At 74.7% G+C, this 16358-nt stretch carries 15 protein-coding genes; 7 read left to right on the forward strand and 8 right to left on the reverse strand.

Annotated elements, in window-relative coordinates:
• Window positions 1-159 precede the first annotated feature (159 nt).
• The 4 genes from ACH4T9_RS11655 to ACH4T9_RS11670 all read left to right on the forward strand — a co-directional run bounded on the left by ACH4T9_RS11655 (window position 160) and on the right by ACH4T9_RS11670 (window position 2488).
• Entirely contained in the window at window positions 160-1311 is a 1152-nt protein-coding gene (locus ACH4T9_RS11655) for a cysteine desulfurase family protein (protein ID WP_396671009.1), read from the forward strand.
• 86 nt (window positions 1312-1397) lie between these two features.
• Window positions 1398-1607 (forward strand): sulfurtransferase TusA family protein, encoded by a 210-nt coding sequence (locus ACH4T9_RS11660; RefSeq protein WP_396671464.1) that lies wholly within the window; start codon window positions 1398-1400, stop codon window positions 1605-1607.
• A gap of 90 nt (window positions 1608-1697) precedes the next feature.
• Window positions 1698-2264 (forward strand): DUF5753 domain-containing protein, encoded by a 567-nt coding sequence (locus tag ACH4T9_RS11665; RefSeq protein ID WP_396671465.1) that lies wholly within the window; start codon window positions 1698-1700, stop codon window positions 2262-2264.
• Entirely contained in the window at window positions 2261-2488 is a 228-nt protein-coding gene (locus ACH4T9_RS11670; RefSeq protein ID WP_396671466.1) for a DUF397 domain-containing protein, read from the forward strand. Before ACH4T9_RS11665 ends, ACH4T9_RS11670 begins: the two co-directional genes overlap by 4 nt.
• 221 nt (window positions 2489-2709) lie before the next feature.
• On the opposite strand, the gene ACH4T9_RS11675 is transcribed toward ACH4T9_RS11670, so the two are convergent.
• The 3 genes from ACH4T9_RS11675 to ACH4T9_RS11685 form a co-directional block, all read right to left on the reverse strand.
• The gene (locus ACH4T9_RS11675) at window positions 2710-3687 is read right to left on the reverse strand and encodes a carbohydrate kinase family protein (RefSeq protein WP_396671010.1); all 978 of its coding nucleotides are present in this window, start codon (window positions 3685-3687) and stop codon (window positions 2710-2712) included.
• Between the two features lie 272 nt (window positions 3688-3959).
• Window positions 3960-4331 (reverse strand): iron-sulfur cluster insertion protein ErpA, encoded by a 372-nt coding sequence (gene erpA / locus ACH4T9_RS11680; RefSeq protein WP_161690397.1) that lies wholly within the window; start codon window positions 4329-4331, stop codon window positions 3960-3962.
• 214 nt (window positions 4332-4545) lie between these two features.
• Window positions 4546-5682, reverse strand: coding sequence for a glycerate kinase (locus ACH4T9_RS11685; protein WP_396671011.1), 1137 nt, complete (start codon window positions 5680-5682; stop codon window positions 4546-4548).
• 94 nt (window positions 5683-5776) lie between these two features.
• On the opposite strand from ACH4T9_RS11685, the gene nadA reads away from it, so the two are divergent.
• From nadA to ACH4T9_RS11700, 3 genes are all read left to right on the forward strand, one after another.
• The gene (gene nadA, locus ACH4T9_RS11690) at window positions 5777-6973 is read left to right on the forward strand and encodes a quinolinate synthase NadA (RefSeq protein WP_396671012.1); all 1197 of its coding nucleotides are present in this window, start codon (window positions 5777-5779) and stop codon (window positions 6971-6973) included.
• Between the two features lie 214 nt (window positions 6974-7187).
• Window positions 7188-8543 (forward strand): UDP-N-acetylglucosamine 1-carboxyvinyltransferase, encoded by a 1356-nt coding sequence (murA, locus tag ACH4T9_RS11695; protein WP_396671013.1) that lies wholly within the window; start codon window positions 7188-7190, stop codon window positions 8541-8543.
• Window positions 8544-8646: 103 nt separating this feature from the next.
• A complete protein-coding gene (locus tag ACH4T9_RS11700) occupies window positions 8647-9252 on the forward strand; it encodes a DUF3043 domain-containing protein (protein WP_396671014.1) in 606 nt (201 codons plus the stop codon).
• Window positions 9253-9273: 21 nt separating this feature from the next.
• Here ACH4T9_RS11700 and ACH4T9_RS11705 read toward each other — a convergent pair whose 3' ends face one another.
• The 5 genes from ACH4T9_RS11705 to ACH4T9_RS11725 form a co-directional block, all read right to left on the reverse strand.
• Window positions 9274-10266: an ATP-binding cassette domain-containing protein gene (locus tag ACH4T9_RS11705; RefSeq protein WP_396671015.1), complete on the reverse strand. Its 993-nt coding sequence runs from the start codon at window positions 10264-10266 to the stop codon at window positions 9274-9276.
• Window positions 10263-11120 (reverse strand): ABC transporter permease, encoded by an 858-nt coding sequence (locus ACH4T9_RS11710; protein WP_396671016.1) that lies wholly within the window; start codon window positions 11118-11120, stop codon window positions 10263-10265. The genes ACH4T9_RS11705 and ACH4T9_RS11710 overlap by 4 nt, the downstream gene beginning before the upstream one ends.
• A complete protein-coding gene (locus ACH4T9_RS11715) occupies window positions 11113-11964 on the reverse strand; it encodes an ABC transporter permease (protein ID WP_396671017.1) in 852 nt (283 codons plus the stop codon). Before ACH4T9_RS11715 ends, ACH4T9_RS11710 begins: the two co-directional genes overlap by 8 nt.
• Window positions 11965-13496: 1532 nt before the next feature.
• Window positions 13497-14105 (reverse strand): hypothetical protein, encoded by a 609-nt coding sequence (locus ACH4T9_RS11720; RefSeq protein ID WP_396671018.1) that lies wholly within the window; start codon window positions 14103-14105, stop codon window positions 13497-13499.
• Between the two features lie 960 nt (window positions 14106-15065).
• On the reverse strand, window positions 15066-15626 hold the full coding sequence (locus tag ACH4T9_RS11725) for a hypothetical protein (RefSeq protein ID WP_396671019.1): 561 nt from the start codon (window positions 15624-15626) through the stop codon (window positions 15066-15068).
• Window positions 15627-16358: the final 732 nt, after the last annotated feature.

The following is a 16358-nucleotide window of genomic DNA, read 5'->3' on the forward strand; positions in this document are numbered from 1 at the left end:
CTCCCTAGCGCGCCGCGGTGGTTGTTGTCCCCGTACCTGCGGCAAAGGCGTCACCGACGGTCGCAGATTACTCGACCATGACGGGCCTGACCGTGTTGGGGTCACTGTCCGCCCCCATCGGGGGGATCTTGGGCATACCGGCGCGATAGCGTCGGAGCCGTGAGCGCATCCCCCGTCTACCTGGACGCGGCCACCGCCGCGCCGCTGCATCCGGTCGCCCGACAGGCCCTGCTGGCCGCCCTCGACGACGGCTGGGCCGACCCGGCCAGGCTCTACACGCAGGCTCGCCGCGCCCGGCAGTTGCTCGACGCCGCCCGCGAGGCCGCCGCGGCCACCCTCGGTGTCCGCGCCGACGAGCTGTCCTTCACCCCCAGCGGTACGACCGCGGCGCACTCGGCCGTGCTCGGCAGCCTGGCCGGGCGGCGCCGGTCGGGCGGGACGCTGGTGCACTCGGCGATCGAGCACTCGGCCGTGCTGCACGCCGCCGAGCGGCACGTCGCCGCAGGCGGCACGGCGACCTCCGTGCCGGTGGACCGGCTCGGCCGGATCGACCCGGCCACCTGGTCGGCTGCGGTCGCCGCCCCGGGGGTGGCCCTCGCCGCCCTGATCGGGGCCAGTCACGAGGTGGGCACCGTGCAGCCGGTGGCCGAGGCCGCCGCCGCGTGCGCCGCCGCCGGGGTGCCGCTGTACGTCGACGCGGCCCAGCTCGTCGGGCGGGCCCCGGTGCCGGGCGGCTGGTCGGTGCTGACCGCCAGCGCGCACAAGTGGGGCGGCCCGCCCGGCGTCGGGCTGCTGGTGGTGCGCAAGGGCACCCGGTGGGAGTCGCCGTGGCCGGCCGACGAGCGGGAGTCGGGGCGTACCCCCGGGGTGGTGAACCTGCCCGCGGTGGTGGCGGCGGCGGCGAGCCTGCGCGCGGCGGCGGCCGACGCGGCGGCCGAGGCGGCCCGGCTGGCCCCGCTGGTGGACCGGATCCGGGCCCGGGTGGCGGCCGAGGTGCCGGACGTCGAGGTGGTCGGCGACGCGGTCGACCGACTCCCCCACCTGGTTACCTTCTCCTGCCTGTACGTCGACGGCGAGGCGCTGCTGCACGCGCTGGACCGCCGGGGGTTCGCGGTTTCCTCGGGCTCGTCCTGCACGTCGTCGACGCTGCGCCCGTCGCACGTGCTGGAGGCGATGGGGGTGCTCTCGCACGGCAACGTGCGGGTGTCGCTGCACCGGGAGACGACGGAGGCGGATGTGGAGCGGTTCCTCGCCGAGCTGCCCGGGATCGTCGCCGACCTGCGCGCCGAGGCGGGGGTGGTGGGGCTTTGACCGGGCCGGACGGGGTGACCGAGTCGGACGGGGTGACCGAGTCGGAGGAGGTGACCGGGCCGGTGGCATCGGCCGCCCCCGCCGAGATGCTGGACTGCCGGGGGCAGCGCTGCCCGCTGCCGGTGATCGGGCTGGCCCGACGGCTGCCGGAGCTGCCGGTCGGCGCGGTGCTGCGGGTCCTCGCCGACGACCCGGCGGCGGCCGTCGACATCCCGGCCTGGTGCCGGATGCGCGGCCAGGAGTTCGTCGCCGCGCACTCCGAGGGCCCCGGCTACGACGTCCGCCGCGCCCACTGAGCCGCCCACGACCCGCCCGCGATCGACCGACTCACCACGCTCGCCACCCGCTCCGACGCCAAGACCTGGTGGGCATTGTGGGCCGCCGTGATGCCGGACTCGTTCAAGACGTACGTCGGCCTGGAAGGGCTGGCCGACTCCGCGTTCGTGTTCGGGTCCATGGTCATCCCCGGCCTGCTCCAGACCGAGGAGTACGCCCAGGCGCTGACCCTCGGCACCGGGTTCGTCCGCCCCGACCACGCCGAGCGCTTCGTGTCCTTCCGGCAGACCCGGGCCAGGAGGCTCACCGACGACGAGTCGCTCACCCTGCACGCGGTGGTCGGCGGGGCGGCGCTCCGGCTGCGGGTCAACGGCGACGAGACCCGGCGGGCCCAACTCGCGCACCTGGCCGCCATGTCCGAGCTGCCGAACGTCACCGTGCAGGTGCTCCGCCCCGAGGACGGGCCGCACTCCGCAACGCCGCTGGGCAAGTTCGTGGTGCTGGACTTCGCCCACGTCCGGCCGATCGCCTACACCGGGGGGCTCGACGGGGCGATGTACGTGCAGGACCCGGACGGCGTACGCACCCATAACGTGGTGGCCGACAACCTGCGCCAGGTCGCCCTCTCCCCCGCCGAGTCGCGCGCGTTGATCCGGGAGCTGGCCGGCGCGGCCTGACCCTCGAAGGCCACCATGCCCACCCCGACCGGTTCACCAGCAGTCGCAGCGCCAACAACGGTGACTGCGTGGAGTGCGCCGTTCTGCCCGAGCTGATGGCGGTGCGCGACAGCAAGGACCGGTCCGGCCCCACGCTCATCTTCCCGTTCCACCAGTGGTCCGCATTCATCGCCGCAACCACCTCGGGCACGGTCGCCCCGCCGCAGGCAGCCGGCCCACGCTAGCCCCCCAACTGGTAGATCTTGGAAGCAAACGGCCCTTCCAGGGGCCGAAATCTTCCAAGATCTCCCCGATCTCCCGGAGTGCGACGACGAAGACGAGTGACAGCGGATGTGCCGGCACGACCAGGGGCCGCCGGCCCTCGCAGCCTTCGATCGTTTGCGCCTGACCGGCACCAGCCTCGGCGTGTCGTGCCGGTCAGGCGCAAACGATCACCGCGTACTCGCTACGGGAGCAGGTGGGGGCGGACGTCGTCAGCGGCGGCGTCGCCGTACGACTCGGCGAGCCGCTTGACGAACAGGTCTGGGCGCACCTCGTACTCCTGGGTGCCGACGGTCTCCAGCACCAGGGTGGCCAGCAGGGAGCCGACCTGGGCGGACCGCTCCAGATTCAGGCCCCAGGAGAGCCCGGCGAAGAATCCGGCCCGGAAGCCGTCCCCGACGCCGGTGGGGTCGACCGCCCTGGTCTCCCGGGCGATCGGCACGTGGATGGTGTCGAAGTCCCGGCCGGCGATCTCCGCGCCGTTACTGCCCAGCGTGGTCACCCGGACCGTCACCCGGTCCAGCAGCTGCGCGTCGGTGAGGCCGGCCTTGCTCTGCAGCAGCGCCTTCTCGTACTCGTTGGTCATCAGGTACTCGGCGCCGTCGATCAGGCCCACCACGTCGTCGCCGCCCATCCGGGCAAGCTGCTGGGACGGGTCGGCGACGAAGGCGTACCCGCGCTCGCGGCACTCGGCGGAGTGCCGCAGCATCGCCGCCGGGTCGTTGGCGCCGACCAGCACGAGGTCGAGCCCGTCGAGCCGCTTCGCGACCGGGGCCAGTTCGATGTTGCGTGCCTCGCTCATCGCGCCCGCGTAGAAGGAGGCGATCTGGCACATGTCGGTGTCGGTGGTGCAGACGAACCGGGCGGTGTGTGCCACCTCGCTGACGTGCACCGAGTCGCAGTCGACGCCGTGCCGCTCCAGCCAGGAACGGTAGTCGGCGAAGTCGGCGCCGACCGCGCCGAGCAGGATCGGGCTCAGGCCGAGCTGCGCCATGCCGAAGGCGATGTTGGCGGCCACCCCGCCCCGGCGCAGCACCAGGTCGTCCACGAGGAAGGAAAGCGAGACCTTGTCGAGCTGGTCGGCGATGAGCTGGTCGGCGAACCGGCCGGGGAAGCTCATCAGGTGGTCGGTCGCGATCGAGCCGGTCACGGCGATCTTCATGTCAACCCTCGCGGTCGGGAACACGGCGCGGGTCAGCCTACCGGGCCGTTCGGTGTCGTGGTCCTGGGTCGAGAGAGATCGTTCACGTTCCGGTTGACCCCTCGTCGCCGGCCGGCCGGTCGGCGTCCACCGGGGAGCGGATCCGCACTGGTCGGCCCACCGTGACTGCGTCCGCGGGTAGCTACGGACGGTGAAGCCGTGCCGCAAAAAAGACAGCGGGGCCACCCCGGGTCAGGGGTGGCCCCGCTGCCGTATCGGCCGAGGGTGTCGACTCAGCTGAACGAGTCGCCGCAGGCGCAGGAGCTACCCGCGTTCGGGTTGTCGATGGTGAAGCCTTGGGCGTCGATCCGGTCGGCGAAGTCGATGGTGGCGCCGGACAGGTAGGGGGCGCTCATCCGGTCCACGACGACCTCGACACCGTCGTAGTCGGTGACGACGTCACCGTCGAGCGAGCGCTCGTCGAAGAAGAGCTGGTACCGCAGGCCGGAGCAACCGCCCGGCTGCACCGCCACCCGGAGCCGCAGGTCGTCACGGCCCTCCTGCTCGATCAGGGCCTTGACCTTCTGCGCCGCCACGTCGGTGAGGACGATGGAAGTAGGGGCCTCGGTCGACTCGGTCGACTCGGTCTGCGCTGGCGTGGTCACGTGGAAATCTCCCTGCGCGGTCTGGGTCTGGACGCACTGGCCAACGTCTCGCGTCGTCCAGTGATTCCCGATGTGGTCGCAGACCCGATGGTACGCCGCCCCGGCCGGGGCCACCCGGTCGACGTGACCCGGGCTTGGCACAACCGACGGGCCGTCCTAGGAGGATAGGTGGGAGGCGGGGGCGTCGAGGTCGTCAGCCGCCGCCCGCCGGCGCTCAGCGGCTCCACTGGCGGGCGAGGCGGGCGCCGAGCTCACGCAGCCCCTCCGCCGGGCGGCTGAGCGCCGCGTCCAGCCCGCCGCGCTCCTCCCCGCCGAAGTGCTCCACCAGGCTGTACGCGTCGGTGACCCCGGCCGAGGCGGCCTCGCGCCGCCCGGTGCTCACCTGTCCCGCGAGCACCACGCAGGGCACCCCCCGGTCCCGGGCGGCCCCGGCCACCCCGGCGACGACCTTGCCGCGCAGCGACTGGTGGTCGAAGGAGCCCTCGCCGGTGACCACCAGGTCGACCGCGTCGAGCGCGGCCGACAGCCCGATGGCCTCGGTGACCAGGCCGATGCCGGACTCGCACCGACCACCGAGAGCCAGGATCGCCGCGCCGAGGCCACCGGCCGCGCCGCCGCCGGGCAGCGCGCCGAGGCCCGCCGGGCAGCCGGGCAGGTCCCGCTCCAGCACGCCGGCGAAGCGCTCCAGCGCGGCGTCGAGCAGCAGCACGTCGGAGCGGGTCGCGCCCTTCTGCGGGCCGTAGACGCTGCTGGCGCCGTGCAGCCCGAGCAGCGGGTTGTCCACGTCGGTGGCGGCGACCAGGGTGGCGCCGCGCAGCCGGGGCGCGCCGTCCAGCCCGCCGATCCCGGCCAGCGCCGCCCCGCCGTACGGCAGGGCCCGGCCGGCCTCGTCGAGCGTGGTGACGCCGAGCGCGGTGAGCAGGCCGGCCCCGCCGTCGTTGGTGCCCGAACCGCCGAGCCCGATCACCACCGTCCCGGCGCCGTGCTCCACGGCTGCGGTGACCAGCGCGCCGAGCCCGTACGAGGTGGTGGCCTTCGGGTCGCGCTCGGCGGCGGCGAGCAGGTGCAGGCCGCAAGCCTGGGCACTCTCCAGGTACGCCGTGCCGTCGTCGGTGAGCAGGATCTCACCCTCGGCCGGCCGGCCGAGCGGGTCGACGGTCGGCACCGGCACCCGGCGCCCGCCGAGCGCCTCGGCGAGGACGGCGACGAAGCCGGGCCCGCCGTCGGCGAGCGGGCGGATGAGCAGGTCGTCCCCGTCGGCCACCTCCCGCCAGCCCTCGGCCACCGCCGCGGCGACCTCCTGAGCCGGCAGCGTGCCGGCGAACTTGTCGGGACAGAGCAGCACGCGCATGCCGAGCAGTGTGGCAGGGCACTTCGGTACGAGGCAGTGCGGCAGCCCACACCGCCACGAGCCACCTTCTCCCCGGCTGTGGAACCATGGGGGCGTGACTTCGACGTGGGCGGAACCCTCCAACACTGCGACGGCCCTGCTGCTGCTCGGCCGTGGGGGTGACTCCGCCACCGAGCGTGGCGTGGAGTGTCCGGGCGACCTGCCGGCACCCAGCGATCCCGACCTGGTGGCCCGGGCGGCGGCGGCGAAGGCGGCGCTGGGCGACAGCGTCTTCGTGCTGGGCCACCACTACCAGCGCGACGAGGTGATCCAGTTCGCCGACGTGACCGGCGACTCGTTCAAGCTGGCCCGCGAGGCGGCGGCCCGGCCGGACGCGGAGTACATCGTCTTCTGCGGCGTGCACTTCATGGCCGAGAGCGCCGACATCCTCACCACCGGCAGCCAGAAGGTGATCCTGCCCGACCTGGCCGCCGGCTGCTCGATGGCGGACATGGCGGTGCTGTCCCAGGTCGAGACCGCCTGGGACGTGCTGACCGAGCTGGGCGTGGCGCAGGACACCGTCCCGGTGACATACATGAACTCCTCGGCCGACATCAAGGGCTTCGTCGGCCGCAACGGCGGCGTGGTCTGCACCTCGTCCAACGCCAAGCGGGCGCTGGACTGGGCGTACGAGCAGGGGTCGAAGGTGTTCTTCCTGCCCGACCAGCACCTGGGCCGCAACACCGCCGTGCTGGAGATGGGCTTCTCGCTCGACGACTGCGTCCTCTACGACCCGCACAAGCCGAACGGCGGGCTCACTCCGGAGCAGCTCCGCGACGCGAAGATGATCCTGTGGCGCGGGCACTGCTCGGTGCACGGCCGGTTCACCCTGGACAGCGTCAACGACGTCCGCGAGCGGGTGCCGGGGGTGAACGTGCTGGTGCACCCGGAGTGCCGGCACGAGGTGGTCAACGCCGCCGACCTCGTGGGCTCGACGGAGTACATCATCAGGGCCGTCGAGGCCGCCCCGGCCGGCTCGGCGTGGGCGATCGGCACCGAGCTGAACCTGGTGCGCCGGCTGGCGCTGGCCCACCCGGACAAGCAGATCATGTTCCTGGACAAGGCGGTCTGCTACTGCTCGACGATGAACCGGATCGACCTGCCGCACCTGGTCTGGGCGCTGGAGGAGCTGGTGGCCGGCCGGGTGGTGAACCAGATCACGGTGGACCCGGACACCGCGCACCACGCCCGGGTGGCGCTGGACCAGATGCTGGCCCTCCCCGCCGCCGACACCGCAGCGCCGACAACCTGATCACCCTGCGTGACGCGCTTGGTGCGTTTGCGCACGTGACACCCCGTTTCGTGCCCTCCGGGGCGATGTGACCCCATCCAAGCCGGTCACCGAGGGCTATGCTGCCGGGGCGACGACACGCGCGGGCCCGTTTACCGCCGGCCGCACCGCGGGTACCACCAACAAACTCCCGCAACATCACAAACACGGCAGCACCGACGCGCTGGAGGTTGCGTTGACCGATGACGTCCTGGTCGTACACGGAGGTACTCCGCTCGAAGGGCGGGTCCGCGTGCGCGGCGCGAAGAACCTGGTTTCCAAGGCGATGGTCGCCGCCCTGCTGGGCGACAGCCCCAGCCGCCTGTTCGACGTGCCGCGCATCCGCGACGTCGAGGTGGTCCGCGGGCTGCTCGGCCTGCACGGGGTCAAGGTCACCGACGGCGCGGAGATCGGTGAGCTGGTCTTCGACCCGGCCAACGTCGAGAGCGCCAGCACCGACCAGATCAACGTGCACGCCGGCTCCAGCCGCATCCCGATCCTGTTCTGCGGGCCGCTGCTGCACCGGCTCGGCCACGCCTTCATCCCCGACCTGGGCGGCTGCCACATCGGGCCGCGCCCGATCGACTTCCACCTCCAGGCGCTGCGCGAGTTCGGCGCCACGGTCGAGAAGACCCCGGAAGGGCTGCACCTGTCCGCCCCGAACGGGCTGCACGGCACCAAGTTCGCCCTGCCGTACCCGAGCGTCGGCGCGACCGAGCAGGTGCTGCTCACCGCCGTGATGGCCGAGGGCGTCACCGAGCTGCGCAACGCCGCGGTCGAGCCGGAGATCATCGACCTGATCTGCATCCTGCAGAAGATGGGCGCGATCATCAAGGTGCACACCGACCGGGTGATCGAGATCCAGGGCGTGCCGAAGCTGCACGGCTACACCCACCGGCCGATCCCGGACCGGATCGAGGCGGCGAGCTGGGCGGCGGCGGCGCTGGCCACCCGCGGCCACGTCGAGGTGCTCGGCGCGCAGCAGGCCGACATGATGACCTTCCTGAACGTCTTCCGGTCGGTCGGCGGCGAGTACGAGGTGACCGACTCCCGGCCGCCGAAGCTGGGCGACCCGGGCCAGGAGGGCGGCATCCGGTTCTGGCACCCGGGCGGCGAGCTGAACGCCGTGGCGCTGGAGACCGACGTGCACCCCGGCTTCATGACCGACTGGCAGCAGCCCCTCGTCGTGGCGCTGACCCAGGCCCGGGGCCTGTCGATCGTCCACGAGACGGTGTACGAGCAGCGGCTCGGCTACACCGAGGCGCTGAACACGATGGGTGCCAACATCCAGGTCTACCGCGACTGCCTCGGCGGCACCCCGTGCCGGTTCGGCCGGCGCAACTTCAAGCACTCCGCGGTGATCGCCGGCCCGAGCAAGCTGCACGCGGCCGACCTGGTCATCCCGGACCTGCGCGCCGGGTTCAGCCACCTGATCGCCGCGCTCGCCGCCGAGGGCACCTCCCGGGTGTACGGCGTCGACCTGATCAACCGGGGCTACGAGGACTTCGAGGCCAAGCTGGCCGACCTGGGCGCCCACGTCGAGCGGCCGTAGCGCCGCTCGCGGCGGGGTCCGCCGGTAACCTCGCTCACTGCCTGACCGCGCCCGGGTGCACCGCGATGTGCACCGGGCGCGGGCGGGTGGCTACCCTTTCCTCGTGCCGTCGCTGTTTCGCCGCAAGTCCTCCGACCTCGTTGATGAGTCCGTCACCCCGGTGACGCCCGACGAGGCGTCCTCGCCCGCCCGCCGCAGCTACACCCCGAGCAAGAAGGAACTGGGGCGGGAGACGCCGAAGCGGCCCGTCGCCGGCCGCAGGCCGGCCGGCCCGACCAAGCCGCTGAGCAAGGAGGAGGCCCGGGAGCGGCGGCGGCGGTTGCGCGCCGAGTCGTCGGCCGAGTTCCGCCGCGAGGGCGGCCCCCGCGACCGGGGCCCGGTGAAGCTGCTGGCCCGCAACGTGGTCGACTCCCGCCGCACGATCGGCACCTGGTTCTTCGGCGGGGCGCTGATCGTGCTGCTCGGCTCGAACCAGGCGATGCCGCCGATCGTCCGGCTGATCTCGAACATCCTCTGGGGTGTGCTCGCCCTCGGCGTGGTGATCGACTCGATCCTGATCAGCCGCAAGATCAAGAAGCTGGTCCAGGCGCGCTTCCCGAACAGCGGCGAGCGGATGGGCTCGCTCTACCTGTACGCGATCATGCGGTCGATCACCTTCCGCCGGATGCGCGCACCGGAGCCCCGGGTCAAGGTCGGCGACCCGGTCTGACCCGCGCCTGGCGGGCGGCCGTCACGATGCCGCCCCGGCGGCGTCGACGAGGGGCCCTTCCCCCCGGCCGTAGAGTCGGGCGACGACCTCCTCGATGTCCGGCTCGACGATCGAGATGTCGCGCAGGGTGGCCAGCCCGGCCAGGGCGGCCACCACCTCGGCGGCACCCGCCGACTCCAGCGCGAAGACCAGCCGGTGCCCGTCCGCCTCGACCCGGCGCAGCGGGGCGCCGGGCAGCTCCGGGGGCTCCGGCAGGGCGGCGTCCAGGTCGGCGACGACGAGGCGGCGCGAGCCGTACCGGTCGTGCAGGGCGGCGATCGTGCCGTCGTGCACCACCCGGCCGTGGTCGATCACCACGAGCCGCCGGCACAGCCGCTCGATGTCGGCCAGGTCGTGGGTGGTGAGCACCAGGGTGGTGTCGCCGGCCCGGCCCAGCTCGCCCAGGAAGCCCCGGACGGCCTGCTTGCTCACCACGTCCAGCCCGATGGTCGGCTCGTCGAGGAAGAGCACCTCCGGGCCGTGCAGCAGGGCGGCGGTCAGCTCGCCGCGCATCCGCTGGCCGAGGGAGAGCTGCCGGACCGGGGTGTCCAGGAAGCCGTCCAGGTCGAGCAGGTCGCGGCAGCGGCGCAGCCGGGCGGCGTGCGCGTCGGCCGGCACCCGGTAGACGTGCCGCAACAGGTCGAACGAGTCACCCAGCGGCAGGTCCCACCAGAGCTGGGAGCGCTGGCCGAAGACCACGCCGATGCGCAACGCCAGCCGGGTGCGCTCGGGCACCGGGCGCAGGCCGCAGACGCGCACCTCGCCGGAGGTGGGGGTGAGCACGCCGGTGAGCATCTTCAGGGTGGTGGACTTGCCGGCGCCGTTCGGGCCGATGTAGCCCAGCATCTCGCCCCGCTCGACGAGCAGGTCGACCCCGTCGACCGCGCCGACGGTGCGCTTCTCGCGGCGCAGCCGCCCCGCCTTCACCCGGACCGTGAACTCCTTGCGCAGGTTGCGTGCCTCGATGACGCTCATGACCCCGTACTCCGGTAGTGGCGGACCCCGACGCGCCAGGCGGCGGCGGCGAGCGCGGCGGCGACCAGCGCGACCGCCGGGGCGGCCCAGCCGGCCCAGGCCGGCAGGCCGAGCGGGTCGGCGCGGCCGAGCAGCGCCAGCGCCGGCTGGTAGCTGACGAAGGCGAACCCCATCCCGTACGCGAAGGCCGCCCGGAACCAGCCGTCGTAGACGGTGGCCGGGTACGAGGTGAAGTCCTTGCCGCCGTAGGTGATCGAGTTGGCCAACTCCCCCGACTCGGTCCAGTAGAACGAGACGGTCGCGGTGGCCACGAAGACCGACCCGAAGAAGACCACCCCGGCGAGCGGGGCGATGATCATCAGCGCCACCCGGCCCGGGGTCCAGTCGATTCCCGCCGAGCCGACCGCCACCGCCAGCACGCCCACGCCGAAGACCACCCGGGACACCTTGCGCAGCGGCAGGTCCATCAGCAGGAGCTGGGGCAGCGCGCCGAGCGGACGCAGCAGCACGGCGTCGAACAGGCCGGTGCGCACGTACCGGGGCAGCCGCTCGACGTTGCCGACGAGCAGGTCGGCGATGGCGAACGCGGCGGTGGAGAGCCCGACCATGACCAGCGCCTCGCGGAGGGTGAACCCGCCCAGCTCCCGGGTGACCCCGAAGATCACCAGCACGGTGACCACGTCGAAGACCGTGGCTCCGACGTTGCCGACCAGGTCCACCACGAACGACGTCCGGTACGCGGCCTGGGACCGCGCCTGCGCCCCGAGCAGCGCCCGGTACGCGGCCAGCCGGCCGGACGGGCGCCGGGGGCTCCCCGGTGGCCGCTGCCGGGGCAGGACGACCGGCTCAGCCACCCTGCACCACCAGCCGGCCCTCGGCGCGGCGCTGCACCAGCCGACACAGCGCCAGGACCGCGACCGCCCAGCCGACCTGCACCGCGACCAACCCGACCTGGGTGGCCGTCGGGTCCCGCTCGACCAGCACGTCGAGCGGGATCTGCAACAGGCTCGGGAACGGGGTGCCGAACTGCAACGCCAGGTAGAACGCGTCGGGCAGGAAGGGCAGCGGGAAGTAGAGCCCGGCGAGCACGCCCGAGGCGAGCGCCCACAGGATCTGCGGGCCACGGACGTCCTCGAGCCAATAGGCGGTGGCGTTGACCAGGAAGCGGCAGCCGAAGGAGATCACCACCGCGAGCAGCACGGAGAGCGCGAACAGCGGCACGGTCGGCCAGCGGGCGGGCAGATGGACGTCGAAGAAGAGCGGACCCACCGCCAACGGCGGCAGCAGCCGGGACACGCCGGCCCAGCCCGCCCGGCCCAGGTCGGTGGCGAGGTAGCTGGTCACCGGGTGGACCGGCCGCAGCAGGTCGCTGGCCACCTCACCGGTGCGGATCCGGTCGGCCAGATCGGTCCAGCTCCAGAACAGGACCACCGCCAGCAGGCCCTGCCCGGCCCAGACGAAGGTGGCGAGCTGCTCCCGGTCGTAGCCGGCGGCGCTGCCGGCCGCGCCGGCCACGGCGAGGAGGACGTAGCAGCGCAGGAACCCGAAGACGGTATTGGTGACGGCACCGGCCACCGCCGCCTGGCGGTACGTGGCGTATCGTCGGAATCCCGATCCCGCTATGGCACTGAATGTCCGAAACCATAGGATAATGTTTGACTCGGTGGGCGGTGCCGCAGTGGCGGTGACAGAGCCCACGCCGTTACCCTCCTTCCGCAGCCACGCCATGCCGGACCGGGCGACTTTACCGGCGGGCGGGGCGCCCAGCGCGACAATTTCCAACGAGGTGACATCGCCGTGAGCGAGCGACGCGAGCCGGGCGCCGGGGCTCGCCACGCGAGCGGCGACGAGGCCGTGCGATGAGCGGCGACTTCTACGACCGCTGGCGCGACCCGGTCGAACCGTCCTGGGTCTTCGCGCCGACCTCGGAGTGGCAGCCGCAGTTCCCGGGGCAGCGCTACCCCGGCGACATCGGGCTGCGGCACCTGCCGCCCCAGCACCGTGGCAGGGCCACCGTCGTCGGCCGGGCCGAGGCGAAGCCGGTCAACCCCGACACCGGACCGGTGAGCCCGGCGCCGGGTGGGCGCGACGGGGCGTACCCCGGGGAGGCCCCCACCCCGGACGGCCACGCCCGGCGCAGTTGGGACGACCGCCGCGCGGGCCCGGCCCGCCGGCCCGACGCGCGCCCGGCCTGGGCCGGCCCGCCCCGGGACCGCGCCACCCCCGTCGACGACCGCCGGGGCCGTGACGAGCGGGATCCCGGCCGGCACGGCCGCGACGAGCGCGAACAGGCGTGGCGCCCGCGGGGCGCCGGGGCCGCAGAACACGGCGAGGGCGGGTACGGCCTGCGGGGCGAGGACCGCCGGCCCGAGGCGACGGACCATGACCGCTCCGGCCGCGGGGGCCGCGACGACAGCGGGTGGCGCCGCGACCAGCACCCGGCGGACCGGGGACCGGTCGAGGCGTACCCGTTGCGGCCCGATCCGGACCTGCCGGCGCGCCACGAGCCGCGCCGGCCCGAGTGGACGGTGGATCGCGGCCAGGCGGCCGGCTGGCACGGTGACCGATACGACCAGCGGCACCCCGCCGACCCCGGCCGGCGGACTCCCCCGTCCGAGCCGTCGGCGCCGGTGTCCCCCGCACACCGGCAGGAGCCGGGGTGGCTGCCTGAGCCGGAGGAGCGCCGTCACCACTCCTACGACCGGGCGACCGGCGACCGAAGCGGTGCCGAGCGGCCCGGACCTGACCAGCCCGGACCTGACCGGCCCAGAACTGACCGGCCCGGACCCGACCGGCCCGGCTGGCCGGAACGTCAACGGCCCACCCTGGACCGCGACGGCCGGCCGAGCCCTGACCACGACGGCCGTCCGAGCCCGGAGCGTGAAAGCCGGACCAGCCCTGACCGCGCCGGCCAGCCGAGCCAGGAGCGCGACGGCCGGCCAACGCCGGACCGCGGCGGCTGGACGCCGTCGCCCGGAACCGGCCCCGCGCGCCCCGTCGACGGGACGGTGCCCGAGCACGGGCAGCGGGATGCCGGCCGGCCTGGCGTCGGCCAGCCGGACGCCGGCCGACCCGCTGCCGGGGCGCCGCACCGCCCCGTCGATCGGGAGGGGCAACCGCACCGGGACGCCAGCCGGGAGGCCGCCTCGTGGGCGGAGCCGTACCGCCACCCGACCGGTCGGCCGGCGCCGGCCCGCGACGGCGGTCTGCCCTGGCCGGAACCCGGTCCCCTACGGCCGGACCTGGGCCGGATGCCGGGCCCGGATCGGAGACCCGCGGGCCCCGGCGACGGTCCCCGCCCCGGCGCAGGCCCGACCGACCCGGCCCGCCCCGGAGCGCGGCCGGTCGACGGCACGCGGCCGGTCGACGGCACGCGGCCGGTCGACCGCGCGGAACGGGTCGACGGCACGCGACAGGACCCCTGGTTCGCGGACGCCGCCCGGGCCGACCTGCGCGGCCCGGACGGACCGGTCGAAGGCCGGCCCGACGCACGGTCCGCCACCGACCGGTACGGACGCCCCGCGCCGGTCGACCGGGACACCCCAGCGGCCCGCGAGAACCGGCCCGTTCCGCCCGCCCGCGACGAACGGCTCACCCCTGCGCCCGGCGACGAACGGCTCGCTCCGCCACCTCGCGACGAACGGGGCACGCAGCCGCTCCGCGACGACCGGCGGTTCACCGGGCACCCGCCCGAGGCCCCGGTCCGGCCCGTGCCCGACGCCGACCAGCCGGCCGCACGCCGTCCCGGGCCGGATCCGGTCCATCAGGACCGGCCGGCCGAGCGCCCGGACACCGAGCAGCCGCCCAGCGACGCGCCCCGGTTCGGCCCACCGCCGCACCGACCGGCTGCACCACACCGGCCACCGGTCGAGCCGGCCGCCGACGCATCGAACGACGAGCGCCGCACCCCGCCCACGAACGACGCGCCCGTCTCGGCCGTCCCGGTCTCGGGCGCCCCGGCCTCGGGCCCCCCGGTCTCGGACGCCCCGGTCTCGGACGGCCCGGGTCGGCCGGTCTCGGGCCCGCCGGGGCCGGACCGGGCGGTGGTAGGTCCACCCGTGGCCGGACGGCCTGTTCCGGGGCGGCCCGTCTCGGGTCCTCCGAGCTCTGGGCCGCCGCTGGCCGGGCCGCCGGCTCCCGGCGCGTTCGGTTCCGAATGGCCGGCACGCGGTATGCCGGTTGCGGGTGCCCCCGTGTCCGGCCCGCCGGTCTCCGGGCCACCCGCGCCGCCCGTCCCCGCACAGCCGGTAGCTCCGGTCGCCCCGCCGCCCGCCATCCGGGCGGCCACGGGCCTGACGTCCGTCGCGCCGGTGTCCGGGCCGGTGTCCGGGCCACCCGGCCGGCCCATGCCAGCGGTCCGGCCCGTCTCAGGGCCGCCCGGGGGCACAGCGTCCGCTGCTCCGGTCGAGCCGGTCTCCGGGCCGCCAGCGCCCCGGCTTCGACTGGAGTTCCTGCCGGCCCCCGAACCGGCCGGGCACGTATCCGCACCCGCACAGCGGGACGAACCGCTGGTGGGGTCAGCCCCGCACACCGGCACACCGACAGCGGCGGGCCCGGTGGACGCGGTGGCCGACGAGTCCGTACCGGTGGATGTTGCCGGGCCAGTTCCGCCCACCCCGGCAGATCGTCTTCCGGTCGCCGCCGGGGCGCCCGCCGACCCCGGCCCGGCGCCCGAGGCCGCAGAGCCGGACGCCGGTGTCGGGACGCCGGACGCGGGCGAGTTGTCGTCGCCCCTGCGGACCGAGGACGACAGCCCGACCGAGCGCGCGGAAGCACGGCCGGTTCCGCGCCAGCCGGAGCTAGCCGAGGCGTCGACCGACCCGTTGCCTGCGGTCCCGGAGCCGCTGTCTGCGGTCCAGGCCGTCCCGGAGCCGCTGTCTGCGGTCCAGGCCGTCCCTGAGCCGCCGGTCGAGCCGGATCCGGGCCCGGTCGAACCACGACCCGCCGAGCCGGACGCCAGCCCGACGGACGTCAATGGGGTGGACGACGACCGGCTGGATGCCATCGTCGGCTACCCGGAGCCGCCGGCCGGTCCGCTGCCCGACACCGGCCTCGCCGTGGACCTCGACGATGCCGCCGTCGGCATGGACGCCGACGACCCCGGGGCGGACGCCGACGGCACGGACACCGACAGCAGGGACGTCGACGGTCTCGTCGACGCCGACGGGCCGCATGTCGGAGCCGTTGAGCCGCTGGTCCGGGTGGACGAACCGCGTGTCGTCGCCGATGGGGCGGGTGCCGTCCCCGACGAACCGCGCATTGTCGCCGACGGGGCGGGTGGCGTCGCCGACGAACCGCGCATTGTCGCCGACGAGGCGGGTGCCGTCCCCGACGAGGCGGGTGCCGTCGCCGACGAACACGAAAGTCTCGCCGTCCGGGCCGTTGAGGAGACGTCGGGGAGCGAGCCGACCCCGCAGTCTCGGCAGGAGGCGCGGCCACCGGGCCGACAGCCGGTCGACGAGCCGCCGTCGGCCGTGACCGCCCCCGCGCCGCAGGACACCGTGACCACGGCCGCGCCGGCCGACTCCCCCACGGCGCGGCCCACACCGCCGACGAACAGCCCCGACACTCCGGTGTCGAACGAGCCGTCACGCGCCCCTGCGCCCGCCCCGGACCACTCGGACGCCTGGTTCCGACCGAGCAGGCCCGCACCGCCGGCCCCCGAGCAGGCGCCGGCCCCCGAGCCGTCGGCCCCGGACGCGGCCCGCCCGCCGACCGCGACGGCAACCTCGGGAACCTCGCCCGTCGCGGTGCCGGCGGAGGGGGGACCGGCATCCACGCCGAGGGGTGGGGCCGCGGGGGCACCGGTGTCGGCGCCCTCGACACCGGAACAGCCGACACGTCCCGTCTCCGCGCCGCCGGCACGGCCCGCCTCCATACCGCCGACGCGGCCCATCTCGGGACCGCCGGCACGGCCCGCCTCGGAACCGCCCACGCGGCCCATCTCCGGGGTGCCGGCGTACCCCGTGTCAGGGGTGCCGGCCTACCCCGTATCCGGAGTGCCGGCCTACCCCGTGTCAGGAGTGCCGGCCTACCCCGTGTCAGGAGTGCCGGCCTACCCCGTGTCAGGAGTGCCGGCCTACCCCGTGTCA

Source organism: Micromonospora sp. NPDC020750 (assembly GCF_044334565.1).
Taxonomy (GTDB): Bacteria; Actinomycetota; Actinomycetes; order Mycobacteriales; family Micromonosporaceae; genus Micromonospora.